The sequence below is a fragment of the Psychroserpens sp. AS72 genome, from assembly GCF_038900375.1.
GTDB lineage: Bacteria > Bacteroidota > Bacteroidia > Flavobacteriales > Flavobacteriaceae > Psychroserpens.
Genome location: NZ_JBBMRC010000012.1, coordinates 41,238 through 66,268, shown reverse-complemented (window position 1 = coordinate 66,268; position 25,031 = coordinate 41,238). Strand labels below are relative to the sequence as shown.

At 31.8% G+C, this 25,031-nt stretch carries 25 protein-coding genes; 9 read left to right on the top strand and 16 right to left on the bottom strand.

From position 1 onward, the window contains the following. The first annotated feature begins 2 nt into the window (after nt 1-2). The gene (locus tag WNY78_RS16805; protein WP_342874380.1) at nt 3-377 is read left to right on the top strand and encodes a VOC family protein; all 375 of its coding nucleotides are present in this window, start codon (nt 3-5) and stop codon (nt 375-377) included. Between the two features lie 6 nt (nt 378-383). On the opposite strand, the gene WNY78_RS16800 is transcribed toward WNY78_RS16805, so the two are convergent. After that, entirely contained in the window at nt 384-2,318 is a 1,935-nt protein-coding gene (locus WNY78_RS16800) for a CocE/NonD family hydrolase (protein WP_342874379.1), read from the bottom strand. A gap of 55 nt (nt 2,319-2,373) precedes the next feature. Between WNY78_RS16800 and WNY78_RS16795 the strand changes: the two genes are divergently transcribed. After that, on the top strand, nt 2,374-3,138 hold the full coding sequence (locus WNY78_RS16795; protein ID WP_342874378.1) for a DJ-1/PfpI family protein: 765 nt from the start codon (nt 2,374-2,376) through the stop codon (nt 3,136-3,138). A gap of 36 nt (nt 3,139-3,174) precedes the next feature. On the opposite strand, the gene WNY78_RS16790 is transcribed toward WNY78_RS16795, so the two are convergent. Next, a complete protein-coding gene (locus WNY78_RS16790) occupies nt 3,175-3,618 on the bottom strand; it encodes an Lrp/AsnC family transcriptional regulator (RefSeq protein ID WP_342874377.1) in 444 nt (147 codons plus the stop codon). A gap of 171 nt (nt 3,619-3,789) precedes the next feature. Between WNY78_RS16790 and WNY78_RS16785 the strand changes: the two genes are divergently transcribed. After that, a complete protein-coding gene (locus WNY78_RS16785; RefSeq protein WP_342874376.1) occupies nt 3,790-4,131 on the top strand; it encodes a hypothetical protein in 342 nt (113 codons plus the stop codon). A gap of 27 nt (nt 4,132-4,158) precedes the next feature. Here WNY78_RS16785 and WNY78_RS16780 read toward each other — a convergent pair whose 3' ends face one another. From WNY78_RS16780 to WNY78_RS16765, 4 genes are all read right to left on the bottom strand, one after another. Continuing rightward, a complete protein-coding gene (locus WNY78_RS16780; protein ID WP_342874375.1) occupies nt 4,159-4,302 on the bottom strand; it encodes a hypothetical protein in 144 nt (47 codons plus the stop codon). Nucleotides 4,303-4,493: 191 nt separating this feature from the next. Beyond that, nucleotides 4,494-4,958 carry an OsmC family protein gene (locus WNY78_RS16775; protein WP_342874374.1) on the bottom strand — a complete coding sequence of 155 codons (465 nt, stop codon included), beginning with the start codon at nt 4,956-4,958 and terminating at the stop codon, nt 4,494-4,496. Between the two features lie 22 nt (nt 4,959-4,980). Beyond that, complete coding sequence (locus WNY78_RS16770) at nt 4,981-5,529, bottom strand: sigma-70 family RNA polymerase sigma factor (RefSeq protein ID WP_342874373.1); 549 nt, start codon at nt 5,527-5,529, stop codon at nt 4,981-4,983. A gap of 641 nt (nt 5,530-6,170) precedes the next feature. Next, nucleotides 6,171-9,587 carry a methylmalonyl-CoA mutase family protein gene (locus WNY78_RS16765; RefSeq protein ID WP_342874372.1) on the bottom strand — a complete coding sequence of 1,139 codons (3,417 nt, stop codon included), beginning with the start codon at nt 9,585-9,587 and terminating at the stop codon, nt 6,171-6,173. Between the two features lie 236 nt (nt 9,588-9,823). Between WNY78_RS16765 and purU the strand changes: the two genes are divergently transcribed. Both purU and WNY78_RS16755 read left to right on the top strand, forming a co-directional pair. Further along, nucleotides 9,824-10,672, top strand: coding sequence for a formyltetrahydrofolate deformylase (gene purU / locus WNY78_RS16760; protein ID WP_342874371.1), 849 nt, complete (start codon nt 9,824-9,826; stop codon nt 10,670-10,672). Between the two features lie 283 nt (nt 10,673-10,955). Further along, a complete protein-coding gene (locus WNY78_RS16755) occupies nt 10,956-12,059 on the top strand; it encodes an OmpA family protein (RefSeq protein ID WP_342874370.1) in 1,104 nt (367 codons plus the stop codon). A 305-nt stretch (nt 12,060-12,364) separates the two neighbouring features. On the opposite strand, the gene WNY78_RS16750 is transcribed toward WNY78_RS16755, so the two are convergent. Beyond that, on the bottom strand, nt 12,365-13,477 hold the full coding sequence (locus tag WNY78_RS16750; protein ID WP_342874369.1) for a TlpA disulfide reductase family protein: 1,113 nt from the start codon (nt 13,475-13,477) through the stop codon (nt 12,365-12,367). 152 nt (nt 13,478-13,629) lie between these two features. On the opposite strand from WNY78_RS16750, the gene WNY78_RS16745 reads away from it, so the two are divergent. The 3 genes from WNY78_RS16745 (at nt 13,630) to WNY78_RS16735 (ending at nt 15,068) form a co-directional block, all read left to right on the top strand. Continuing rightward, nucleotides 13,630-14,343 (top strand): DUF4197 domain-containing protein, encoded by a 714-nt coding sequence (locus tag WNY78_RS16745; RefSeq protein WP_342874368.1) that lies wholly within the window; start codon nt 13,630-13,632, stop codon nt 14,341-14,343. A 220-nt stretch (nt 14,344-14,563) separates the two neighbouring features. Then, a complete protein-coding gene (locus WNY78_RS16740) occupies nt 14,564-14,764 on the top strand; it encodes a Lacal_2735 family protein (protein WP_342874367.1) in 201 nt (66 codons plus the stop codon). Between the two features lie 76 nt (nt 14,765-14,840). Then, complete coding sequence (locus tag WNY78_RS16735) at nt 14,841-15,068, top strand: Lacal_2735 family protein (RefSeq protein WP_342874366.1); 228 nt, start codon at nt 14,841-14,843, stop codon at nt 15,066-15,068. Here WNY78_RS16735 and WNY78_RS16730 read toward each other — a convergent pair. The 3 genes from WNY78_RS16730 to prfA form a co-directional block, all read right to left on the bottom strand. Beyond that, a complete protein-coding gene (locus WNY78_RS16730) occupies nt 15,043-15,828 on the bottom strand; it encodes a helical backbone metal receptor (RefSeq protein WP_342874365.1) in 786 nt (261 codons plus the stop codon). The two genes, WNY78_RS16735 and WNY78_RS16730, sit on opposite strands and share 26 nt — an antisense overlap. 38 nt (nt 15,829-15,866) lie before the next feature. Beyond that, on the bottom strand, nt 15,867-16,682 hold the full coding sequence (gene pyrF, locus WNY78_RS16725; RefSeq protein ID WP_342874364.1) for an orotidine-5'-phosphate decarboxylase: 816 nt from the start codon (nt 16,680-16,682) through the stop codon (nt 15,867-15,869). A 127-nt stretch (nt 16,683-16,809) separates the two neighbouring features. Then, nucleotides 16,810-17,886, bottom strand: coding sequence for a peptide chain release factor 1 (gene prfA / locus WNY78_RS16720; protein WP_342874363.1), 1,077 nt, complete (start codon nt 17,884-17,886; stop codon nt 16,810-16,812). Nucleotides 17,887-17,997: 111 nt separating this feature from the next. On the opposite strand from prfA, the gene WNY78_RS16715 reads away from it, so the two are divergent. Continuing rightward, nucleotides 17,998-18,288, top strand: coding sequence for a hypothetical protein (locus WNY78_RS16715; protein WP_342874362.1), 291 nt, complete (start codon nt 17,998-18,000; stop codon nt 18,286-18,288). A 1-nt stretch (nt 18,289) separates the two neighbouring features. Here WNY78_RS16715 and WNY78_RS16710 read toward each other — a convergent pair whose 3' ends face one another. The 6 genes from WNY78_RS16710 to WNY78_RS16685 all read right to left on the bottom strand — a co-directional run bounded on the left by WNY78_RS16710 (nt 18,290) and on the right by WNY78_RS16685 (nt 24,879). Further along, complete coding sequence (locus WNY78_RS16710) at nt 18,290-19,234, bottom strand: DUF3078 domain-containing protein (RefSeq protein ID WP_342874361.1); 945 nt, start codon at nt 19,232-19,234, stop codon at nt 18,290-18,292. Between the two features lie 32 nt (nt 19,235-19,266). Continuing rightward, a complete protein-coding gene (locus WNY78_RS16705; RefSeq protein WP_342874360.1) occupies nt 19,267-20,445 on the bottom strand; it encodes an AIR synthase related protein in 1,179 nt (392 codons plus the stop codon). Nucleotides 20,446-20,477: 32 nt separating this feature from the next. Further along, on the bottom strand, nt 20,478-21,158 hold the full coding sequence (locus WNY78_RS16700; protein ID WP_342874359.1) for a Curli production assembly/transport component CsgG: 681 nt from the start codon (nt 21,156-21,158) through the stop codon (nt 20,478-20,480). Nucleotides 21,159-21,407: 249 nt separating this feature from the next. After that, nucleotides 21,408-21,548, bottom strand: coding sequence for a hypothetical protein (locus tag WNY78_RS16695; RefSeq protein ID WP_342874358.1), 141 nt, complete (start codon nt 21,546-21,548; stop codon nt 21,408-21,410). Nucleotides 21,549-21,774: 226 nt separating this feature from the next. After that, nucleotides 21,775-22,482 carry a hypothetical protein gene (locus tag WNY78_RS16690; protein ID WP_342874357.1) on the bottom strand — a complete coding sequence of 236 codons (708 nt, stop codon included), beginning with the start codon at nt 22,480-22,482 and terminating at the stop codon, nt 21,775-21,777. A 210-nt stretch (nt 22,483-22,692) separates the two neighbouring features. Next, on the bottom strand, nt 22,693-24,879 hold the full coding sequence (locus WNY78_RS16685; protein ID WP_342874356.1) for a glutamine synthetase III: 2,187 nt from the start codon (nt 24,877-24,879) through the stop codon (nt 22,693-22,695). Between the last annotated feature and the right edge of the window lie 152 nt (nt 24,880-25,031).

Here is a 25,031-nt window from a genome sequence, read left to right as displayed (position 1 = left end):
TTATGAATCTTAATCAAATAACTATACATTCTTTAGATGTTGAAAAAGCGACAGCATTTTATAAAACTTTAGGGCTACATTTAATTGTAGATGCACTACCAAGATATGTGCGATTTGAATGTCCTGACGGAAATGCAACGTTCTCAATCCATAAGGTCGACACCTTACCAACAGGTGAAGGTATCTCAATTTATTTTGAAGACGACAACCTCGACGAATTAGTAAAAAAGCTTCAAGAAAAAGGGATAAAATTCTCTTCCTTACCCGAAGATAAACCTTGGTTGTGGCGAGAAGCGCATCTTTATGACTTAGACCAAAATCATATCATTCTCTTTTCCGCAGGAAAAAATAGAAAAAATCCACCTTGGCGAATTTAAATAACACTATTTTAAAACCGTAAACTCTATCTTAGAAGCATTAAAGACTTGATGTGTTTGCGTCTTAAAATCACTCTCTTTCGCTTTATAAATGTTAGGCACAAAGGTTTGCGGATTCAAATCAATCAACGGAAACCAAGTACTTTGAACTTGCACCTGCAACTTGTGACCTTTTTTAAACGTATGATGCACATCTTGTAATTTTATATTGACATCTGTTGGTTGGTTTGGCACAAACGGTTCTGGGTTTTCAAAACTATTTCTAAAACGTCCACGCATCACTTCACTACGCACCATTAAATGATAATTGCTCATAGACAAATGGTCTTGCATACCTTCTTCTTGCTCCTCTGTATCTGCAGGATGAACGTCAATAATTTTCACAATCCAATCGGCATCTGTTCCTGTAGTTGACACATTTAGCTGCGCTAAAATATCTCCAGCTAAGGTTAAATCGTCTTCTAAAATTTCGGTTTCAAAAATGAGAACATCAGGACGACGTGCAGCAAAACGTTGGTCGTCTGTCATGTATTTACGTGGTGTAAAAACGGTTTTAATATCTTCGGAATAAGGTACAGGTCGTTTTAAATCACTTACAAATGTCTCACTAGAAGTTCCTTTTTTGGAAGTTGTCAACTCTTGACTTGCATTCAAATACATGTCTAATTTCTCTGTAGCTTTTGGAGGCCAACTATCAAAACTGCTCCATTCTTTTTTCCCTGTATCATAAACATAAGCTTCTGGTAATCCAGAATTTTTATCGCCTTTACCTTTCAAGAAATGATTAAAGAATTTTGTTTCTACATCTCGTTGAAATTTTAACGAAATAGAATCTCCAAAGTAATAGTTACCTACATAATTCTTTACATCTGTTCTAGCCCAACGTCCATGATCCCATGGTCCAAAAACCATAGTATTGTAATTATCTGGATTATGCTTTTCTATCGTTTTATACGTTTCAAACGGTCCATATAAATCTTCTGCATCAAATAAACCACCAACAATCATAGTCGCTACACTAGGTTTTATAGTTTTCAAATTTTGGATTAAGCCTTTAGGTTTCCAAACCGAATCATAATTTGGATGATCTACAATTTCTTTCCAAAAGACATCGTCTATTCTATCAGATTGTGATACAGATTTATCATCTGGTGTATCATATTGAAAATATTTGTTCAAATTACTCAAAGGTCCAGCATCAAGAAAAAACTGATACTGATCTTGAGTTTTCATCTCTGGAAACTTGTACCAAGCAGAATCTGTTGGTTGATCTTTTGTGGTTCCAAATAGCGAAACAGCTCTAAAATAACTCAATAAAAACGCACCATTATGATGAAAATCATCAAAAAAGAAATCGCCAATACACGCTTGAGGTGATGCTGCTTTCAAAGCTGGATGCGCATCTATTGTAGAATATGTAGCGTAAAAACCTGGATATGAAATTCCCCAAGTACCAACATTACCGTTATTATTTTCAACGTTATTTACCAACCAATCAATTGTATCATACGTATCAGACGATTCGTCAATTTGAGAATCATCAGTTTTATTTGGGATGTATGCACGCATATTGTCATACACACCTTCGCTCATCCAACGACCACGAACATCTTGGTACACAACAATGTTTCCCTCTTTCATTAAATGATTATTTGGTCCAATCTTAGTTTTAAACTCACCTTCTCCATAAGGTCTAGAACTGTATGGTGTTCTCATCATTAAAATTGGGTAAGTTTGACTAGTATCTTTTGGAGAATAAATGGTCGTATGTAATTTAATTCCGTCACGCATTTCAATAGAGACTTCTTTCTTGTTATAATTGTCTTTTACATAAGTGTCTTCTACTTTTTCGTCTTCGGAAATTTGCTGGTCTTTATTTGTTTTTGAACATGAAGTAAAGACAATAGAGAGGATTAAAATGAGTCTAAAAAGAATTTTCATAGATAGTTTTTCTAATATTTGAATGACTAAATTTACAAAAACTAATAGCTATTTTATGAAATTGAAATACATACCTTTTATTTTTATAGTACTGTTGATATTCTTGGGTTGTAAAAATCAGAACAACAAAGAATTAGAGCAGCACATTTCCGAAGAAAAAATTAAACAGGAAAAATACGTTCCGGTTATAGAGCCTAATCGTTACAATGTTGCTTTTTTAATCATGGATGGTGTTTTCAACACTGAGTTAACTGCTCCTTTTGATATTTTTCAACACACCATTTTTAGAGATAGTATCAAGCCTATGAATGTCTTTACAGTTGCCAATACTGATAATGCCATTGTTACTTTTGAAGGGATGAGAATACTGCCAGATTTCAACTATTTAAAAGACGAGTTACCAAAAATTGATATTCTAGTTGTTCCAAGTGCAGAGCATCATTTGGATTCAGATTTAGAGGATAAAGCCATGATTGATTTTGTAAAACGTGTGGACAAAAACGCTCAATTTATAACGTCTCATTGTGATGGTGCTTTTGTTTTGGCACAAGCTGGACTGCTATACAATAAGGTGTCAACAACGTTTCCAAGTGATATTGATACGATGAGAGAACGTTTCCCAAATCTAGATATTAGAAAAGAGGTGTTGTTTGTACACGACGGAAAATATATCACCTCAGCTGGAGGTGCAAAATCGTTTGAAGCTGCTTTGTATCTCTGCGAATTTCTCTACGGAAAAGAGATTGCTCAAAGTCTGGCTGGCGGATTAGTTATTGATTGGGAATTAGAAGACGTTCCGCATTTAATTATAGAAAAATAAAATCAAGCTCCAGTAAACTGCTACTATAACTGAACACTATTTCAAAGGTTTCACTTCGTTATGTTTTATAACACGAGATAAAACGATTTGTGTTTTAGTTTCACCATAAACAATCAATTGGTCGATAAATAATTCGAGATGTTTTTGATTTTTTAAAACAACTTCCATAACAATGTTTTCATTACCAGTAATTCGATAACAATTAATCACCTCATCATAGGTTTTAACTTTCTCTAAAAAAGGTTTCAACATTCCCATAAAAGCACGTAATGTAATTAATGCTTTTATTTGATAACCAACTTCAAAAGGAGACACAAGTGCATTGTAGCTTTCTATAACTCCTGCATCTTCCATTTTTTTTATGCGCTCTGAAACAGCTGGTGAACTAATACCAACTTGACGTCCAATTTCGGCATTAGATTGTCTTGCATTTACCTGCAAACACTTTAAAATCTTCCAACTTAAATTATCTATATTCATTTTAAAGTAAAATTAAAATATACGTTAATAATTAAATCAAATATACGATTATACTTTAATATCAAAAGTGTAATATCAAAACTTGTCACTAAATTTGATACCATTGCTATTAAAAAAATGAATTATAATATCCCATCTCATTTATCTGAACTGCCTATATATCAAAAGGCTATGGATATTCTCGTGTTATCACGAAATATCTCTACATACCTTAACCAAGATTTATCATACTTAAGACCTGACGGATCTGAGGATTCTAATATTTACTTTTCGGGAGATATTATTCAGCAGTCAGAATCTTTAGCTCCAGAAATTGAAAAGGCTCAGGCAGAACTTTGTTCAGTTAGAAAACATAAACATTTAGATTCTCTTGAACGATTAATTCATCGCTTACATCTTAACTGTAATCGCTTACAGCATTGCAATAGTAATGGCAAAGATTATTTACCAATTCTTCAAAATGAATTAAAAAAGTTTAAGCGCTTACAACGTCACTGGATGATGACTTTATAAATTAAATCAATATTAGTGTTAAGCGTATTAGCTAAACCTATCTGACGTAGAATTTTCGACAACAATATAACTTTCTGCCAAATAATATTTCTCAGATTTAACAATGTTAAGTAACCAATCTAAATGGTTTTTTGACTTTCTTCTAAAAGAATAAGGTAGTGTCGTTTCCATGATATTGAGGTTTTTATATGTATTTAAAATTACCTCTACACACTTAAATACAGATTAATTCTAATTTATATTAGACTAATCGTAGCATAAATCCTTCGATTCGTAAAAAAATGTAATAATTGACGATGAAATTTGGTAGTAAATCTCCTAAAACAACATAAATATTTTAAAATCAATCATTTAAAAACTAATTAATCTTCAAGTGATTTAATTATAGCTAAATGTTGGATAGGAAAATTGCATGAATTAGCAATAAAGCAAAGTGAATTGGCTTCTTTATGAAGATCCAAAGCTTTTTCTAACAATTCTTTATTGGAAATTGTAATGACTGGATTAAGCGTAACAGACACAAAAGCACCACTTCCATCGGGTTTTAATTCTAATGTTCCAGTGGCTTCGTCTTCGTAATCTATGAGTTCAATCCCGTTTTGAGCACATACATAAAAGTAAGACATCATGTGACAAGACGATAATGCGGATAATAATAAATCTTCAGGATTATGTTTTGTTTTATCACCTTTAAAAGTTTTAGCTGCGGAAATCGTCAAAGGTGATTTATCATCTATAAAAACCTGATGTGTTTTTCCATTAACAGAAACATCTAATGCATCTTTAGAAGACCATTTTGCTCGAACTTTAAAGTTTATTTTTGGCATATAAAAACTGAATACTTTTTATTTAATTGTGATTGCAAACTTTACAGTCTGCCTTTTCTTTTAATTCACCAACCAAATAACCATCGTCGTTAACCTTAAAATCGCAACACTGTATAAAACCTTGAGCTATGAGTTTTCTACCACGCTGTATTTGAGATTTCACTGTAGGTAATGGTAAATTTAATTGCTGAGAAACTAATGTTTGTTTCATTCCTTTTATATCGCTTAAAAATAATGGATCTCTATACTTTTTTGGTAAACTCTTAATAATACCATGTAAACAATCTACTTTGGTATGCTCTAATTTTTGGTCTTCAAAAATAAAATCTTCATCTGTCATTTCATATTGAATATTACGCTGTCTAAAGTAATCTAGAACCGTATATCTTGCAATAGAAAATAACCATGACTTTACTTTATCGTCATTTTTAAGTGTACTTAATTTGGTATGAACTTTAATAAACGTTTCCTGCAATAAATCATCAGTAACAGATACATCCTTAACTTTACTCAAGATAAAGTATTTTATATCATCTGCATAAAGCTTCCAAATGTCTTTTGTTGTAGTCATATTATCGAAAAATGTAATAATGTCTATTCCAGTATAAAGTTACCAAAACAGACATTATTATTATAGAATTTAATCATAACTTAACAGTTACAACTACTACATGTACAGTTCTCACACGTACAGTTTTTACAATTTCCATCTAAACAACCTTGACAGTCGCAAGTACAATCTCTATTTTTCATAATATAAGTCTTTAACGTTTATATAGTAGACGAGACAATTTTGAAAAAGATGCATTTTAAAGTAAAAACTTTTAAAATAAATAAATTGTTAATGACAATTAGTGATACGTTTTACACTAAAACAGTGCAATCACCAAACAAGCTCAGTTTTATTTTTGAGGTTTATGTCTTACCTGATTATAAAAAACAAATCCCGAATTACTTCGGGATTTTTTTATCATGTTAGTTCTTTATCGAAAATTTCGAAATAATTTCAGAAACGATAGAAATTAAAAATTCAATGTTAATTCCAAAACAAGTTCATTTAAAACATTTCTTAATAAAATGCTTCGATTACGCTCAGTATAAACAATTGAAACAATTCCGATATAAAATCGAATTGATTCTATGAGATCCCAAAACAAGTTTGGGATAAGCGATTCACACCAGTTTTGCCAAAAGCAAAACTTGGTTCTCTGCTTACATGTTTCGTCTATACTGACCTCCTACTTCAAATAAGGCAGATGTGATTTCTCCTAAAGAACATACTTTACAAACATCCATTAAAGCTTCAAAAATATTTTCATTATTGATGGCTTTGTGCTGTAAATCTTTCAATAATTGCTCTGTGTCATTTGCTTTATGCAAATTCTCTAAAGTTTTAATTTGAAATTGCTTTTCTTCTTCGGTTGCACGAATCACTTCTGCAGGTAAAACTGTTGGAGATCCTGTACTACTTAAAAAAGTATTTACACCTATAATTGGAAATTCACCATTATGCTTCAACGTTTCATAATACAAACTCTCTTCTTGAATTTTGCTACGTTGGTACATCGTTTCCATAGCACCTAAAACGCCACCTCTTTCAGTTATTCTGTCAAATTCTAACAAAACAGCTTCTTCAACTAAATCGGTTAACTCTTCTATAATAAACGATCCTTGAATTGGGTTTTCATTTTTATTCAACCCTAGTTCTTTATTGATAATCAACTGAATTGCCATGGCACGACGAACCGATTCTTCTGTAGGCGTTGTAATCGCTTCATCATATGCATTTGTATGTAATGAGTTACAATTATCGTAAATCGCGTATAAAGCTTGAAGCGTAGTACGAATGTCATTAAAGTCGATTTCCTGAGCATGTAAACTACGACCTGAGGTTTGAATATGATATTTCAGCATCTGTGCTCTAGAATTAGCACCATACTTGTTTTTCAAAGCTTTAGACCAAATTTTTCTTGCTACACGACCAATCACAGCGTATTCTGGATCAATTCCATTTGAGAAAAAGAAGGATAAGTTTGGACCAAATTTATTGATGTCCATTCCTCTTGATAAATAGTATTCTACGTATGTGAATCCGTTAGATAATGTAAATGCTAATTGCGAAATTGGATTTGCTCCAGCTTCAGCAATATGATATCCAGAAATAGATACACTATAGAAATTACGAACATTATTCTCAATGAAATATTCTTGAACATCACCCATTAATCGGAGTGCGAATTCCGTAGAAAAAATACACGTGTTTTGAGCCTGATCTTCTTTTAATATATCTGCTTGAACCGTTCCTCTAACTTGAGCTATTGTTTTAGTTTTGATGTCTAAATACACATCTGCTGGTAATACTTGATCTCCAGTGACTCCTAGAAGCATTAATCCTAAACCATTGTTACCTTCAGGCAAATCGCCATTGTATGATGGACGTTCTTTACCTTTATAGATTTTAGCAATTTTTGCTTCTACCTCTTTTTCTAATCCGTTTTCTTTGATGTAGATTTCACATTGTTGATCAATGGCAGCATTCATAAAAAATCCTAATAACATTGGAGCTGGACCATTAATGGTCATGCTTACAGAGGTCATTACATTGGCTAAATCAAAACCAGAATATAATTTTTTTGCATCATCCAAACAACAAATTGACACACCTGCATTACCAATTTTTCCGTAGATATCTGGTCTGATGTCTGGATCATTTCCGTAGAGCGTCACACTATCAAAAGCAGTAGATAAACGCTTAGCTGGCAATCCCATACTCACGTAGTGAAAACGACGATTGGTACGTTCTGGGCCACCTTCACCTGCAAACATACGTGCTGGATCTTCACCTGTTCTTTTAAATGGATATAATCCTGAAGTAAAAGGAAATTCTCCTGGTACATTTTCTTGCAACGTCCAACGTAAAATATCTCCCCAAGCTTGATACTTAGGCAACGCTACTTTTGGAATTTGTGTATGTGATAGCGACTCTGTATGTGTTTCAATTTTTATTTCCTTGTCACGAACCTTAAATGTATAAATTGGGTTTTTATACTTATTGACCTTCTCATCCCAACCAGTTATGACTTCCCAATTGTAAGGATCTAGATTTAGTTTTACGCGATCAAATTCTGCAATAAGGAATTTTGTAAAATCTGTATTGTCATCCTGAACTTGTTTCAGGATCTCATCATTAATTCCTGCTTTATCCAATTCTGGAGTACTTCCAACAACCGATTCTAAGGTTTTATAAATTCCGTAAAGTCTTTGAGCGACTTCAACTTGTTCGTTAGCTGTTTTGTCATATGCACGATTATTCTCTGCAATTTCAGACAAGTAACGTGTTCTTGCTGGAGGAATCACAAAAATCTTTTCGCTCATTTCGTCGGAAATTTGAAACGTCGAGTTTAAGTCCGTATCCGTTTTTTCAACCAACTTATCCATGATAGCTTTGTAAAGCGTGTTCATTCCTGGATCATTAAATTGAGATGCGATGGTACCGAAAACTGGCAAATCATCTTGGTGAACATCCCAAAGATGATTGTTACGCATGTATTGTTTTTTCACATCACGAAGCGCATCTAGAGAACCTCGTTTATCAAATTTGTTGATGGCAACTAAATCGGCAAAATCAAGCATATCGATTTTCTCGAGCTGTGTCGCTGCTCCAAACTCTGGAGTCATAACATATAAAGATACGTTTGAGTGTTCTATAATTTCGGTATCTGATTGTCCGATTCCTGAAGTTTCTAATATGATAAGGTCAAATTCTGCAGCTTTTAAAACTTCAACTGCTTCATTTACATATTTTGATAATGCTAAGTTAGATTGACGTGTTGCCAAACTACGCATATATACTCTAGAATTATTGATAGCATTCATTCTAATACGATCACCTAAAAGCGCACCACCTGTTTTTCGTTTTGATGGATCTACGGAAACGATACCGACTGTTTTTTCAGGAAAGTCAATTAAAAATCGACGAACTAATTCATCTACCAAACTAGATTTCCCAGAACCTCCAGTTCCTGTAATTCCTAGAACTGGTGTTTTAGAGTCTTTATTTTTGTTATGTATTTTTTCTAAAGTTGCTTTGGCTACTTCTGGGAAATTTTCCGCAGAAGATATCACACGTGCTATTGCTTTTGGATTTTTCTTCGGAAGGTTATCAATTTCACCATTTAAGGTTTCACCAATTGCAAAATCTGATTTTTCTACCAAGTCATTAATCATTCCTTGGAGTCCCATTTCTCTTCCGTCGTCTGGCGAATAAATTCTGGCAATGCCATAATCCATAAGTTCTTTGATTTCCGAAGGTAAAATGACACCTCCTCCTCCACCGAAGATTTTAATGTGATCTGCACCTTTTTCTTTGAGCAAATCGTACATGTATTTAAAATACTCGTTGTGACCACCTTGGTAAGACGTTAAGCAAATAGCATTAACATCTTCTTGAATTGCTGTATTTACAACTTCCTCAACACTACGATCATGTCCTAAATGAATCACCTCAACACCAGTGGCTTGGATGATACGACGCATGATATTTATGGATGCATCGTGACCATCAAAAAGGGATGCTGCTGTTACTATTCTAACTTTATACTTTGGCTTATATGGTGCGACTTGCTTCATTCGTAAAATTATGAGATTATATCGATACAAATTTACGGATTATTCAAAAAAAATAAGGGTTTACATTAAAATATCTAAAAGTTAAATTTTAAAAGGTGTCGTGTTGTATTTAGGTTAACTTGCTCAACACAATTTGAATTATTGATATGAAACGAGCGTGTTCATAATTTTATCACCTAAGGGAATTATTAATAGCGAACAGCATGTGACCATTGAAAAACGATAACTATAAACACATGAAAAAAATCATCATACAAATCCATTGCAAAGATCAATCTGGTATTATTGCAGCTGTCACAAATTTTATTTCTGATAATAAAGGAAACATTGTTTATATAGATCAACATGTTGATAGAGAACAAGATATTTTTTTCATGCGTATAGAAAGTGAGTTTACTACTTTTGAGATGGATGCGTTTACATCAAATTTCAAAACTGTTTTAGTAGATAAATTTCAAATGAAATGGCGAATTTATAACGCTGAGGATAAGCCAAAAATGGCCATATTTGTGTCTAAGTACGATCATTGTTTGTATGATATTTTAGGTCGATATAGATCTGGGGAATTACATTGTGATTTACCTTTTATTATAAGTAACCATCTAGACTTAAAGCCAATTGCTGATAATTTTAATGTTCCTTTTTATCATATACCTGTAACAAAAGACACAAAAGCAGATGCAGAACAACAACAACTTCAGCTTTTAAAGGACCATAATATCGATTTTATTGTTTTGGCAAGATACATGCAGATTGTTTCTGGTAAGTTGATTGATCTCTACAATAACAAGATTATAAATATTCATCATTCATTTTTACCAGCTTTCATTGGAGCAAAACCTTATCATTCTGCTTTAAAAAGAGGTGTTAAGATTATTGGCGCAACGAGTCATTATATTACTGAAGAATTAGATGCAGGACCAATTATTGAACAAGATGTTGCTCGAGTATCACATACCTACTCTATTAAAGATCTTATTACTAAAGGTCGAGATTTAGAGAAAATTGTTTTGGCTACAGCAATTAAGCATCATATTAATCGTAAAGTGATGGTCTATAACAATAAGACTGTTATATTTTATTAATACATATTCTTTATCTTATATATAAGGTAGACAGATTATTAAATTCCACATTCTAGCTAGATACTTTTGCTGAAAAAATTAAGATTTTCTTAACATTGTGTTAAAATTTTTATTAAATTTATAATCCGCACAAATTCCTCAACTTCCCAAACAGCTAAATTTCAATTACTTAGAAAATTTATTTATAAGTCTGTGACTTATCAATAAATGCTGTGTCTAATAAATTACTGCTACATGAGTAACAGTTTTAAATATTTATCTATAACCATTTAATTACCCTTTTATGAAAAAACAACTATTATTATTCTTATGCTTAATGATTGCAAGCGTAAGTTACGTTCAGGCTCAAGGATTGCCAGAAAATCCTGCACCAGGAAAATGTTATGTAAAATGTATTACTAAAGATGAGTTTACTCAAGTAGAAGAAACTTTACAAGTATATCCTTCTTACACAACTTTACAAGTAGTTCCTGCAACTTACAAAACTGTAGAAGAAACTGTTTTAGTAAAAGAAGCTACTGAGAAGTACACTTATACTCCTGCTACTTACGAAACTGTTGAAGTTTCTTATTTAAGTAAAGAAGCTGGAAATAGCTTACAAGTTGTTCCTGCTTCATTTGGAAGAGATTCTAGAACTTTTGAAACGTATCCTGCAACTCAAGGTTGGGAGTACAAAGTATTAGATGATTGTCCTTCTGTAAACAAGGAAGACTGTGTGGCTGCTTGTTTTGTTGAGTATCCTGCAACATCTAGAGATGTAGCTATTACTACTTTAGCATCTGATGCAAGTACAACTAGCTCACCAACTCCAGAGAGAAATTCGACTTACAAGAAGAGAGTTATAAAAACTCCTGCTCGTATGGATAAAATTGAAATTCCTGCTGAGTACAAAACTATTACACGTCAAGTTGTTGATCAACCAGCTACAACAAGAAGTAACTCTATTGCTGCTCGTTCTGAAACAGTAACTAGAACTATTTTAGCTAAAAAAGGTGGTATCACTTCATGGGAAGAAGTAGAATGTGAATTATTAAATCCTAACGTAATTCCAATTTTTTACGAAACTGCTAGTGCTCGTTTAACTGCAGCATCTAAAAGAACTATTGATGAAACGTTATTACCTATCTTAAATGATAAGCCTGTAAGTATTGAGATTATGGCTCATACAGATGCAAGAGGAAATGATGATTACAACATGTCTTTATCACAACAACGTGCTAACTCTGTAGTAAACTACTTAGTTTCTAAAGGAATTTCTAGAAGTAGATTATCTGCTAAAGGATACGGAGAAACTAGATTAAAAAACAGATGTGCTAATGGTGTTGATTGTTCAGATGGAGAACACAGAACTAACAGACGTACAGAATTTAGAGTTCTAAATAACTAATATTTTATATCAAATAAAAGTTATATTTAAATAAAAAAAAGACACCTTATTAAGGTGTCTTTTTGCATTTTATATCATTTTAAAATACGACTTTAAGTACTTATTATTAAGTTTAATTAAATCTTATAAAGAGACTGTCAATTTATACTAAACCATTTACTAATAGACTTAATTATACTTATATCTATGTCTTACGATTATTTCTACATTAATAGAGAGGGAGATTTGACACTAGAAATATTTAAAAATACTTGGTACTTATTATTTTATATAGAGCATCACATTAGAATGTCATAACAACTCCATTAAGGTGTCTTTTTTCGTATTGTGTATATTTTAAAACTACCAGGTTCTTTGGTTGCATTAATACCATAGGTATCTAACATATTTGATTGCATCAAATTATAAAACCTATGATGAATTTGCCAATCATGTAATTCTTCATCTGGCTCACCACCTTTGGTAACTACAGGAAGGTTTAAAACCGAAGCCAATTGATACATCACATCTTTAAAAGCTACATTATCTGCTTGTATTTGAGAATCGTCAATTAGATACTCAGCAGTATTTATTCCCCAATCAATTTGATTGGTATCCCAATAATTAATATTAGAAATATCAATCATAAGTACATCGCCTTTACTTTGTGTATGAAATAAATCTAATTTTAATTCATCTAAAATTTGGAACGTTGCATTAGTCCCTTTTTTAATATAGACTTCATAAGTTTTATTAAGATTAGATTCTAATTTCACTTGACTTAACAAAATATTATATTCTCTAGCAATAATATTTTTTAGAAACCCTTTATAATGAATATATCCATTAATACTATTTCTAACTAAAGTTTCATAAGTTTCACCCTTGAGCTGTTTCATTTCAAAATCTGCAGACGGAATATAATCTGCCTCAAAAACTTCCTGTTTTATTTTTTGAACCTTAAACACCTTATTTACGTCTTTAGTTCTTGTGTTCTGCTTTAAGTATTTAACTAAGTCAGCTTTTTTAAAATCGGTTGGACTCCCTTTCCATAAAACCGTACCATTGGCGTTGATTAAAAGCCCATAAGGAAGAACTCTAGTATTATTAGCTCTAAATGTTTCTCCTTTATAATCAATGGATACTGCCAAATCTGTAGGATTCTTTTTAAGAAACTTTTTGACGATATCTGGATTTTCTTCGGAAAGCGAAATGACATAAAAATTGTCTGGATATTGTTTTTGCAGCACACCTAAATATTCTGAAGCATAAACACAAGGTCCACACCAAGTAGCCCAAAAATCAACAAAAAATAATGAAGCTTCAGTATCTGTTGCTGTTTTTGAAGTTTGTATTGTTTCAGAAAATCTAATTTGTGAGCTTCCAACAAATGGAAAACTAACACAAAGTAAAATTATGAGGGATGCTTTTATGTTCATTCTTTACAAGGTATATTATTCTACTTATTAACAACTATTGTGCTAAAATAGTATTTTATACTAATTATTTACTAAAATGTCATATTTCAATATAAGAAAGTTATAATTTTACACCATTAACCATATTTATTTTTTTTAAAAGAACACTTATTATGTACAAGAAATTATTAGTATTATTTACAATTTTTAGTTTAACTGCCTGTGCAGAATTACAAGATGTCGTTAACAGCCTACCACAAGGAAGTGCTGGAGGCGTATTAAGCAACGCAGATATTGCTTCTGGTTTACGTGAAGCATTAGAATTAGGTATTGACAAACAAGTGACTAAACTCACTCAAACAGATGGGTTCTTTAAAAATGATTTGGTAAAAATATTATTACCAGAAGAATTGCAAAAAGTAGATAAAGGATTAAGAGATATAGGATTAAGTAACTTAGCAGATGAAGGCCTAAAAGTACTTAATAGAGCAGCAGAAGATGCTGTTGGAGAAGCAACACCAATCTTTGTTAATGCTGTAAAAGATATAACTTTTGATGATGCAAAAAACATATTATTAGGAAACAATGATGCAGCAACACAATATCTTACAACTAAAACACAAACTGAATTGTACAATAAATTTCAACCAGTAATTAGTAATTCATTTGCAAAAGTTGGTGCAGATCAAATTTGGGAAAACCTCATCAACAAGTATAATGCAATCCCATTTACTAATAATGTAAACCCAAATCTTACAGATTATGTAACTGGAGAAGCGCTAAAAGGAGTTTATACAATGATTGCAGTTGAAGAAAACGAAATTAGAAGTAAAGTGTCTTCTAGGTCCACAGATCTATTAAAAAAAGTATTTGCATTACAAGATTAAGTAAGCCTTAATAATATGCTAATACTTACATAACATATAATGTGTAAAAACTACTGATATTTGCATAGTTAGTTTAAAATACACTTCATTTTTCACAATGAATTAGTTAGTTAAAAATCGACTTAAATCTTAAGTCGATTTTTTTTATGAACTTTTTTAAAAATTATAGTGCTGAATTACAATAAATTATATAAATTTAATAGCTTAGAAATTACATCTAATGAAATCCACGGAAAAAGTTATTGAAAACCAAAACTTGCTTTTTAAGCGATATAAAATGTTGGTTGAACAAGCTTATAATTTTCGTCAAACAGATTCAGCACTTAGTGATATTTCAGAATATAAAGCTATCAAATTACTTCACAAACTCAATAAACTCAAATACCTTAATAGAGACTTGAGTATGATACAGCAAAATTAATTTTACAATTATTTAACCTTTAACGCACGTCTAAAAGCATATTTCACACGTATATATACTTTAAAGACAAGTCGTTATGAATTCACATTTTTGCAAAGTTGGGAAGGTTAGACCAAACCCAAGTAAAATAACCAATTTAAAAGATCTAGAACACAAGTATTCAAATTTTATTGAAGAAGCTTATAATGTTGAACAAACTGATAGAAGTTTAAGTGACACCTTATTTCATGAAGCTAAAAAAATAAAACAACACATATTAAATATGAAAAAATACAGTTCTACAGAGTTTGATGCAGCGTTTTAAAATAACCAAATGCATCTTTTAATCTAGATCCATACCAAGAGAAGTATTCTCCATCTACCAAAATCACTTTGCAACTAGGAAATCTTAACTTTAATGACGCTATATGCTCTTCTTTAAAGGGGAAAGGCTCACTAGATAATAATATCACTTCTACATTTTCATCTATTGCTTCTAATTCAATTTCTGGATATCGTTTTAAACTTTTGAAGTGATTTTCAAAATTATTAAGCGCTAACATTTCATTAATAAATGTTTTATTAGCTGCAACCATCCAAGGATTTTTCCAAATAAAATAAACAACTTTGAGTTTTGGTTGGTCATTGATATAGTATTGGAAATCTAAAAGTTCGTTTCTTATATTCTTTATGAGATCTTCCGCTTTTTTTTCTACGGAAAACAATTCCCCATATAACCCAATAAGTTCTAAAGCATCATCCACATTATAAATATCACTAATATGAACTGGAGCAATTTTCTCTAATTCATAAACCATTTCCTTTGTGTTTTCCTCTTTATTACAAAGAATAATATCAGGATTCAAAGCTTTAATCTTATCGAAACTCACTTGTTTTGTTCCTCCAACCACAGTTTTATATTTCCGAAGAAAAGAAGGATGCACACAAAATTTAGTAATACCAACTATTGAAGATTCTAAACCCAAATCGACGAGCAATTCTGTTTGGGAAGGGACTAAGGTGATGATTCTCGTTGGAGTGTTTTCTATTTTTAAAACTCGTTTGAGTTGGTCTTGGTGCGTCATAATTGAGATTGCCACGTCATTCTTCCTCGCAATGACAATTAAGAATTAAGTATACTTTCCATCTGTTCTTGAAGCTCTCTAGCTTTTTGAGCTGCAGCTTCAGCAAAATCGTCATTTTGAGATGCATAAATAATCCCTCTCGATGAATTAATTAATAAACCTACCGAGTCATTCATTCCATATTTACAGACCTCTTGAAGATTTCCACCTTGTGCTCCTACTCCTGGTACTAATAAAAAACTATCAGGTATAATAGTTCTAATTTCTGCTAAATATTCTGCTTTTGTTGCTCCAACAACATACATTAGGTTTTCAGAATTTTTCCAAGACTTAGATGTTTCTAATACTTGTTTGTACAATTCTTTTCCTTCTACAGTTTTCGTCTGAAAATCAAAAGCACCTTCATTAGAAGTCAATGCTAACATAATAGTATGTTTATTCTCAAAAGCTAAAAAAGGCTCTATTGAATCTTTTCCCATATAAGGTGCAACTGTTACACTATCAAAAGCTAAATCTTCAAAAAAAGCTTTAGCGTACATGGTACTTGTATTACCAATATCTCCTCTTTTGGCATCTGCAATAGTAAATTGTTCAGGATACTTTTTATTGAGATACAATATCGTTTTGCTTAACGCTTTCCAGCCTTTAAGACCATAGGCTTCATAAAAAGCAGTATTGGGTTTATAGGCAACACACAAATGATGTGTTGCATCAATGATTGCTTTATTAAATTCAAAGATTGGATCTTCTTCTTTTAATAAATGCTTCGGAATTTTATTTAAATCAACATCCAATCCTATACATAGAAAGGAATTCTTTTTTTTGATTTGTTGTATTAGTTGTTGTGTTGTCATTAACAATATTTTGTAATTCTGCTATACTACGCTGAATATTTTTATTATTAGTGGATTTCGCATCTATATGCGTAATGACAAATAGTTTTATTTGTCTAAAAAAAGCCTCAAAAAGAGGCTCTAAATATTATAAATGTTCGTCACTAGCTTTCAACTTCTCCGTATTTTCTGCTAGCATCAGTTCGTCAAGGATTTTTTGAATATCACCATTCATGATGTTTTGTAAATCATAAAGTGTTAATCCAATTCTATGATCTGTAACTCGTCCTTGAGAATAGTTATAAGTTCTAATTTTAGCACTTCTATCTCCAGAACTTACCATAGAACCACGTTTTTCGGCATCTTCAGCATTCTTTTTTGCTAATTCCATCTCATATAAACGAGAACGTAATACTTTAAAGGCTTTCTCTTTATTTTTATGTTGCGATTTTTGATCTTGACATTGTGCTACTAAACCAGTTGGCTCATGTGTTAAACGAACTGCAGAATACGTTGTATTTACAGATTGTCCTCCAGGACCAGACGAACAGAAAAAATCAACTCGTACTTCTTTTGGATCAATTTCTATATCAAATTCTTCGGCTTCTGGAAACACCATACATGTGGCTGCACTGGTATGAACACGACCTTGAGTTTCGGTTTGTGGCACACGTTGCACACGATGTACTCCTGCTTCAAATTTTAAAGTTCCATATACATCATCACCAGATACTTCAAATTGGATTTCTTTAAATCCGCCATTTGTACCTTCACTGTAATCTACAGTATCCACTTTCCAGCCTCGACCTTCACAATACTTGGTGTACATTCTAAACAAATCTCCAGCAAAAATACTAGCTTCGTCTCCACCTGTTCCTGCACGCAATTCTACAACTGCATTTTTAGAATCTTCCGGATCTTTAGGGATTAACAAAACTCTAATTTCGTCATCTAATTTAGGAATCCCTTCTTTAGCCTCATCATATTGCATCTTAGCCATTTCTAGCATTTCAGGATCACTACTATTTGAAATAATCTCTTCGGCTTCCTTCAAATTTTCTGTAAGCTCTATATATTGTTCACGTTTATCCATTAATAAGCGTAAATCTTTATACTCTTTATTAAGGGCAACGTAGCGCTTTTGGTCTGTTATAATATCTGGCTGAATGATTAAATCACTCACCTCATCAAAGCGTTGTTTTACTATTTGTAATTTCTCTAACATCTATCTTCTAAAAATTGTGATTCAAAAATACGATAATTTATGGATTTTAAGTAGCGAATAATTTCTTACTATCTCGAAAAATATAATCTAATACTTTGACGTTAATGTCTTATGCGAAAGCAAGTCTTATCCATACTAAACTATTATAAATCTATGGCGTTTTGGTCATTTATTGTTACGCTTACGATAACAGTAATCAATCCAGAACTAATTGTCATGCTCTCTACAAAACTATTTTTAATCTTTGTTTTATGGTTTATGATAAGTGATAGAAAGGTAAGACAGCGCTTGCGTTTTTATAAAATACGTGGTGTTTCTAATATTAAATTCTTTACAGTAATTTTTTTAATAGATTGTACCATTACAAGTGCCTTTTTAATTTTAATAAAAGGATTTATTTAAATTAAAAATCTACAATAACACCAACACCTAAAAGTTGTTTCCATTGTACTTTTGCTCCGCGTTCTTCAAATTCATCATCGACATTTGTTGCTACCAAGGTTTTGATATTGTCATCATATCTTAAATGAGATCCTAAAGTTGCTTTTACATATTGATTTACAGTAAAATCAAAAACAATTTCCCAATCCACATCTACATTTCCAAATTGATGAAGATAATCTGTGTAAAGACTCAAGCGCTGTCTTACATTGATATTCTCATAAACGACTGTTTCATAAGTATTAGTAAATAAAATCCCCATTTCTGTGCGCACACGCTCACCACTTTTAATCATATTTCCTTCGTCATCAAAAACAGCAGGTTCCACTCCAAATGATCCTGCATTAGAAAGCTCTTCATCTAATACAAATGTGGCTTTAAAGGTTAAAGGTGAAAAATAAACTGAAAACTTATTTAAGTTTTTACCATACTCTACTCCTCCTCCTAAAAACGTATAACCTGGAGCCATAAATCTTGAAATAGGATTATCTCTATTGGGATAATTATAACCGTTAGATAATTGCGTTTTAAAATTATAACGTCCAGAAAAATACCAATTTGTGACTGTATCTTGTCTAAATCCTATAGTAGAAATGAGTTCTAGCTCATCTTCAGTTTTTCTAAGTTTTTGATTTTCTTGCTTATTGATACCATAACGTAAACGAGCAGAATTTTTCCATTTATAATAGAGATCATTATAATTATATTCTGATAATACATTTAATAAAGCCGAAATGGAGTTACTACCTCCAGCATTCCAATTCACAAAAGTGACTTCACTTATATCAAGTCCTGCCTTATTGCTTTGATGCCATTTGTAAAAAGGTTTTACAGTCGAAACAGAATCTGTTTGAGCGGTTAAAAATTGAATTGAAAGCACAAGTAGGATGCAAGCAGTTCTTTTCATCTAAAAATTTTTTATTATAAATTGGTAAGAAATTAATATTCAAATACTCCAAATTCACTTTTAATGGTCAACTTCTTTTCTTCGGAAGGATTGACATGACCAATAATTTTGGCATCTACATTAAACGATTTTGAAATCTCGATAATATCATCCGCAATTTCTGGTGACACGTATAATTCCATACGATGCCCACAATTAAATACTTGATACATTTCTTTCCAATCGGTTTTTGATTGCTCTTGAATTAGTTTGAATAACGGTGGAATATCAAACATATTATCTTTAACAATATGTAAGTGATCTATAAAATGAAGAATCTTAGTTTGTGCTCCTCCAGAACAATGTACCATGCCATGTAAATTTTCCGAAGAAAACCGAGAGAGTATTGCTTTTATTATTGGTGCATACGTTCTTGTTGGTGACAATACGAGTTTGCCAGCATTAATTGGAGAATTAGCAACAGCATCTGTTAATTTGGTTTGCCCAGAATAGACTAAGTCTTCGGGAACTGAGGCATCAAAACTTTCAGGATATTTTTCAGCTAAATAGTTATGAAACACATCATGACGTGCTGATGTTAATCCGTTACTTCCCATTCCGCCATTATACTCAGTTTCATAAGTGGCTTGACCAAAACTCTCCAATCCAACAATAACATCTCCAGCTTTTATATTAGCATTATCAATAACATCGCTACGTTTCATACGAGCTGTTACTGTTGAATCTACTATAATAGTACGTACTAAATCACCAACATCTGCAGTTTCTCCTCCTGTGGAATGAATGGTAACTCCAAAGGATTTTAAATCTTGGATTAATTCTTCTGTTCCGTTTATAATTGCTGAAAGTACATCTCCTGTAATTAGATTTTTGTTACGACCAATTGTAGATGATAACATGATATTATCTGTTGCTCCAACACATAATAAATCGTCAATATTCATGATGAGTGCATCTTGTGCAATCCCTTTCCAAACTGAAATATCTCCAGTTTCTTTCCAATACATATATGCTAATGAGCTTTTTGTACCTGCTCCATCTGCATGCATGATTAAGCAATACTCCTCATCATTTGTTAAATAATCTGGAACAATTTTACAGAATGCTTTAGGGAATAATCCTTTGTCTATGTTTTTTATAGCATTATGCACATCTTCTTTAGAAGCAGAAACACCTCTTTGTGCATAGCGTTTACTAATATCTTGGCTCATAGGTTTGTGTTGAGCCACAAAAATAAGAATAGTTAAAACAATTTAAGTCTATTTTCATCATCAGTTATTGAATTTGTTTCAATCTCTGTTGCATGCGCTTCTACACGTTTTGCTTTAACGTCTGCTCCTCCAAAATAAAAATTAACTCCAAACGCTAATCTAAAATAGGTATCATCAGATGCTCCAGCTTCTAATCCATCTAACGTATCACTTGATACATAGTTATAATCTGTATAAAGTTTTAATGCAAATTGATTAGTAACAATACATTCTAAACCTACTCCTCCTTGAATTTTAGGAGCAGTATCTTTAAAATGATTTGAAGCGTTATAACCAGCTCCAATAAATACAATTGGTGAAAATCTTTGGTGTGGTAATAATAGTAACTCAACATTTAAATCAAAAGACATAAAGCCTTCATTATATTGATCAATATATGCTAGATTAAATTTATGATATCCAAAGTCTAAGGCTAAATGCGGAGTTAAGTGTCTCTTATATCCAAAATGACTATAAATTTCAAATTGAGGATCCGCAAAATCACCATTAATAACAGAAGTCCCTAAGGCTACATCAAAAGCATTGGTTCCTCTTAAATCGTAAAATTCTGTTTTAAATTCAGGAATATCAATTTGTTCTTGCGCAATGGATTGAAATCCTATTAAATTAATCACAATGATTAGTAAACTAAAACATCTATGTTGTGCTATCATCAAATTTTGTTTTGGTTAAATTATATCAATAACAAAATAGATTTATGTTTAAGAGATTAGGGCTATGTCTATATTAAAATAAGCATTAAAGGGCTGGCAATATAAAAAATTAATTACCAATGGATTATCTTTTCTATAAAATTAATGTTTTAAAATAAAAAAAAGACAAACAAGTTTTTAAAAACTTATTTGTCTTTTGTTGACATTGATTACAATGTCAAACGTGTTCGTTTAACCTTGTAGAATCAATTAAGATTCAGCATGAAATCTCGCTTCGGTTTTAACGATATTTTCTTGTGTTAAATCATCTTTAACATCGTTAGAGTCGTCTTGAGAAAACAATAAGGTTGCAAACATTAGTGCAGCAACACTTAATAGTAACTTCTTCATTTTATTACAAAAATTGATTAATAGCAAGACAAAGTTAATCAATAATTGTAGTGTCTACGTACCTTTAACTATATTTTCGTTTAGTTGATATAATAATTCGGTGAAATACATTCGAAGGTAAAATAGCTACGTAGAAGTACGTATTTACAAACATTATAGTTACGTTTAAATAACATTTAAATGGGATGAACGGTATAATACGCTTAGGTAGTGATTCAATTATTAACTATTTGATTCTACCAATCCAGTTAGAATCGATAATGGAAGATTGTTGCTTTTTAGTCATTTCCTTTTCTTTCTTCTTCTTTTTAGAAACTCGTGTTGAATTAGTTCCATTTCCGAAGTAAAATTGAAGACCTACAGTCGCATTATAATACAACCCATCTGCCTCTTGAAGTAATTGTGAACCATTTTGCTCGTCGTATATATAATTAGCTTCTAGAGTTGCTACAATACCAAACCAATTGTTAATTAAGAAATCTAGACCAAGACCTCCTTGTGCTTTATAGTTTTTATCTTCAAAATCGTTTGAGATTAATATACCAGGTCCTGCGAATAAATATGGTGTGAATTTATTATTTGGAAAAAGATACCATTCTATATTTAGATCTCCAGAGAGAAATCCAATCTCATCAAAATCATAATTCTCAACATCAAACTTTTTTAGATTACCACTTATAACAAATTTTGGAGTTATAAATCGCTTGAGTTGAAACTCTAGAAAATTTTCAAAATCTGGTGTATTGAAATCACCATTTAAAAGCGCACTTCCAGCTCCAAATGAGATCGCATTTTTAGATCGTAATGAAGTCGTTAATAATGAGTCTGAAGCAGGTTTCTCTCCAATATCTAGTAATTCTTGAGCAGATAATTTTACTGTAAACAGTAGAATTAAGACATAGATAAAGTAGTTAATATGTGTAGTTTTAATCATATTCACATTGTTTAGCTTAAATACTTATGCATTTAAACATTAATTAGGGGCTATCAATACAATGGACTATTAATCAAACACTAACCTTGATAAAGTATAAAAATCATACTTTATCAAGACTAATGTCTAACAAATAACTATAAAAAATTAACAAAAAATGTATATTATCGACTACGCGTTGAGAATACTTGTTAAACTGTATGGGAGAGATTATTTTGTAAATAAAAGCTCTCTGTATTTGGTGAGTGGCCATAACTCATCATCCACTAACAATTCTAGTTTATCACAATGGTATCGTATATCTTCAAAAAGTGGTTTTACTTCATTACAATATACATCTGCTTTCTTTTCTAAGTTTTCAATACTATTGGCTTTTTTACGCACATCTGTCATTTTAGTTACATTAGAATTTATACCTTCTATATGACTAGAAATTTGTTCAATAAGATTGAGTTGTTCTTTTGCTAATTTTTTAAACGAAGCTCCATAAATTTCTTTAAGCCCTTTAACATTTTCAATAAGTATATTTTGATATCTAACTGCTGTTGGAACAACATGATTTCTAGCGATATCTCCTAAAACTCGTCCTTCTATTTGTATTCTTAAGGTATACTCTTCTACCTCAATTTCATAACGTGCTTCAGACTCTACTTTATTCATTACACCTAACTCTTCAAAAAGAGCAATTGCCTTTTTAGACACTTTTGCTTTTAAAGCCTCAGGTGTTGTTTTATTATTACTCAAACCTCGTTTCTTAGCTTCTTTTTCCCAAGCTTCTCCATATCCATTTCCTTCAAATAGAATATGTTTAGATGCTTTAATATATTCTCTTAGTACATTAAAAATAGCATCATCTTTTTTCATTGATTTTTTATCAATAAGACCTTCAACCTCTTCTCTAAAATCAATAAGTTGTTTAGCTACTATGGTATTTAAAACAGTCATAGGATTAGCACAATTAGCTGTAGAACCCACTGCTCTAAATTCAAATTTATTTCCTGTAAATGCAAAAGGAGATGTACGGTTTCTATCTGTATTATCTAATAGCACATCTGGAATTTTACCAACCACATTAAGTTTTAAATCTGTTTTCTCTTGAGGTGACAACTTACCATTTGTCACATTCTCTAACTCATTTAACACTTTGGTTAATTGTGCACCAATAAATACTGAAATAATTGCAGGAGGTGCTTCATTAGCTCCTAAACGATGATCATTACTTGCAGATGCTATTGCTGCTCTCAATAGCTCCTCATTCTCATGTACCGCTTTTATAGTATTGATAAAAAATGTCAAAAACTGAAGATTACTCATTGGAGTTTTTCCTGGACTTAACAAATTAATACCAGTATTAGTACTTAAACTCCAGTTGTTATGTTTTCCAGACCCATTGACACCTGCAAATGGTTTTTCGTGAAATAACACTTTAAAATTATGACGTGCAGCAATTTTATCCATAACATCCATTAATAAAGAGTTATGGTCTACAGCTAAATTAGCTTCTTCATAAATTGGTGCTAGTTCAAATTGGTTTGGTGCTACTTCATTATGTCTTGTTTTAACTGGTATACCAAGTAACATACATTCAGTTTCTAGATCTCTCATATAGGCCATTGCACGATTAGGAATCGTACCAAAATAATGATCATCTAATTGCTGACCTTTAGCTGGTGAGTGACCTAAAAGTGTGCGACCAGTCAATACGATATCTGGTCTTGACATTGCCAAACCATTATCTATTAAAAAGTATTCTTGTTCCCAACCGAGTGAAGCATTTACCTTTTTAACATTCTTGTCAAAATATTTACAAACTGCAACTGCTGCAGAATCTACCGCTTGAAGCGCTCTTAATAAAGGTGTTTTGTAATCTAAAGCTTCTCCAGTATACGACACAAATACGGTTGGTATGCATAACGTTGTACCGTAGATAAAAGCAGGAGATGTTGGATCCCAAGCCGTATATCCACGAGCTTCAAAAGTGTTTCTAATTCCGCCATTTGGAAAACTAGACGCATCAGGCTCTTGTTGAACAAGTTGTCCGCCTCCAAATTTCTCAATAGCCAAACCATTACCTATAGTTTCAAAAAAGGCATCATGCTTTTCGGCAGTTGCACCTGTTAAAGGTTGAAACCAATGTGTATAATGTGTTGCTCCTTTTGAAATTGCCCATTCTTTCATTCCTGTAGAAATATGATCGGCTACAGTTCTATCTATTTTAGAACCTTTTTCGACTGCATCCATCACACTTACAAAAGCTTCTTTGGTTAAGTATTGACGCATCGTTGATTCATTAAAAACGTTGGCTCCAAATATTTCTGATCGTCTTACTTTTTCTTCTATATGTAAAGGTTTGTGTAAATGCACTTGTTTAAGTGCGTGAAATCTTAGTGTTGACATATTGATTATGATTTTATCATTATATTAGGGCGAATTTAATGAATATTTAATTTTTATACACATTTGCCCTAAAAAAAATAGGGTGTTGACAATTATTTACAACTCAACAACTAAAACACCCCTTTTTATTTTGACATAAACTTAAAAAATTC

Coding starts and splice junctions, on each gene's coding strand:
- WNY78_RS16690 (WP_342874357.1), bottom strand. CDS start 22,482: ATGATTAAAACTACACATATTAACTACTTTATCTATGTCTTAATTCTA.
- WNY78_RS16715 (WP_342874362.1), top strand. CDS start 17,998: ATGCGAAAGCAAGTCTTATCCATACTAAACTATTATAAATCTATGGCG.
- WNY78_RS16790 (WP_342874377.1), bottom strand. CDS start 3,618: ATGAATATAGATAATTTAAGTTGGAAGATTTTAAAGTGTTTGCAGGTA.
- purU (WP_342874371.1), top strand. CDS start 9,824: ATGAAAAAAATCATCATACAAATCCATTGCAAAGATCAATCTGGTATT.
- WNY78_RS16735 (WP_342874366.1), top strand. CDS start 14,841: ATGAATTCACATTTTTGCAAAGTTGGGAAGGTTAGACCAAACCCAAGT.
- WNY78_RS16740 (WP_342874367.1), top strand. CDS start 14,564: ATGAAATCCACGGAAAAAGTTATTGAAAACCAAAACTTGCTTTTTAAG.
- WNY78_RS16805 (WP_342874380.1), top strand. CDS start 3: ATGAATCTTAATCAAATAACTATACATTCTTTAGATGTTGAAAAAGCG.
- WNY78_RS16710 (WP_342874361.1), bottom strand. CDS start 19,234: ATGAAAAGAACTGCTTGCATCCTACTTGTGCTTTCAATTCAATTTTTA.
- WNY78_RS16775 (WP_342874374.1), bottom strand. CDS start 4,958: ATGCCAAAAATAAACTTTAAAGTTCGAGCAAAATGGTCTTCTAAAGAT.
- WNY78_RS16700 (WP_342874359.1), bottom strand. CDS start 21,158: ATGATAGCACAACATAGATGTTTTAGTTTACTAATCATTGTGATTAAT.
- WNY78_RS16695 (WP_342874358.1), bottom strand. CDS start 21,548: ATGAAGAAGTTACTATTAAGTGTTGCTGCACTAATGTTTGCAACCTTA.
- WNY78_RS16705 (WP_342874360.1), bottom strand. CDS start 20,445: ATGAGCCAAGATATTAGTAAACGCTATGCACAAAGAGGTGTTTCTGCT.
- WNY78_RS16770 (WP_342874373.1), bottom strand. CDS start 5,529: ATGACTACAACAAAAGACATTTGGAAGCTTTATGCAGATGATATAAAA.
- WNY78_RS16685 (WP_342874356.1), bottom strand. CDS start 24,879: ATGTCAACACTAAGATTTCACGCACTTAAACAAGTGCATTTACACAAA.
- WNY78_RS16755 (WP_342874370.1), top strand. CDS start 10,956: ATGAAAAAACAACTATTATTATTCTTATGCTTAATGATTGCAAGCGTA.
- WNY78_RS16750 (WP_342874369.1), bottom strand. CDS start 13,477: ATGAACATAAAAGCATCCCTCATAATTTTACTTTGTGTTAGTTTTCCA.
- WNY78_RS16730 (WP_342874365.1), bottom strand. CDS start 15,828: ATGACGCACCAAGACCAACTCAAACGAGTTTTAAAAATAGAAAACACT.
- pyrF (WP_342874364.1), bottom strand. CDS start 16,682: ATGACAACACAACAACTAATACAACAAATCAAAAAAAAGAATTCCTTT.
- WNY78_RS16800 (WP_342874379.1), bottom strand. CDS start 2,318: ATGAAAATTCTTTTTAGACTCATTTTAATCCTCTCTATTGTCTTTACT.
- WNY78_RS16745 (WP_342874368.1), top strand. CDS start 13,630: ATGTACAAGAAATTATTAGTATTATTTACAATTTTTAGTTTAACTGCC.
- prfA (WP_342874363.1), bottom strand. CDS start 17,886: ATGTTAGAGAAATTACAAATAGTAAAACAACGCTTTGATGAGGTGAGT.
- WNY78_RS16795 (WP_342874378.1), top strand. CDS start 2,374: ATGAAATTGAAATACATACCTTTTATTTTTATAGTACTGTTGATATTC.
- WNY78_RS16780 (WP_342874375.1), bottom strand. CDS start 4,302: ATGGAAACGACACTACCTTATTCTTTTAGAAGAAAGTCAAAAAACCAT.
- WNY78_RS16785 (WP_342874376.1), top strand. CDS start 3,790: ATGGATATTCTCGTGTTATCACGAAATATCTCTACATACCTTAACCAA.
- WNY78_RS16765 (WP_342874372.1), bottom strand. CDS start 9,587: ATGAAGCAAGTCGCACCATATAAGCCAAAGTATAAAGTTAGAATAGTA.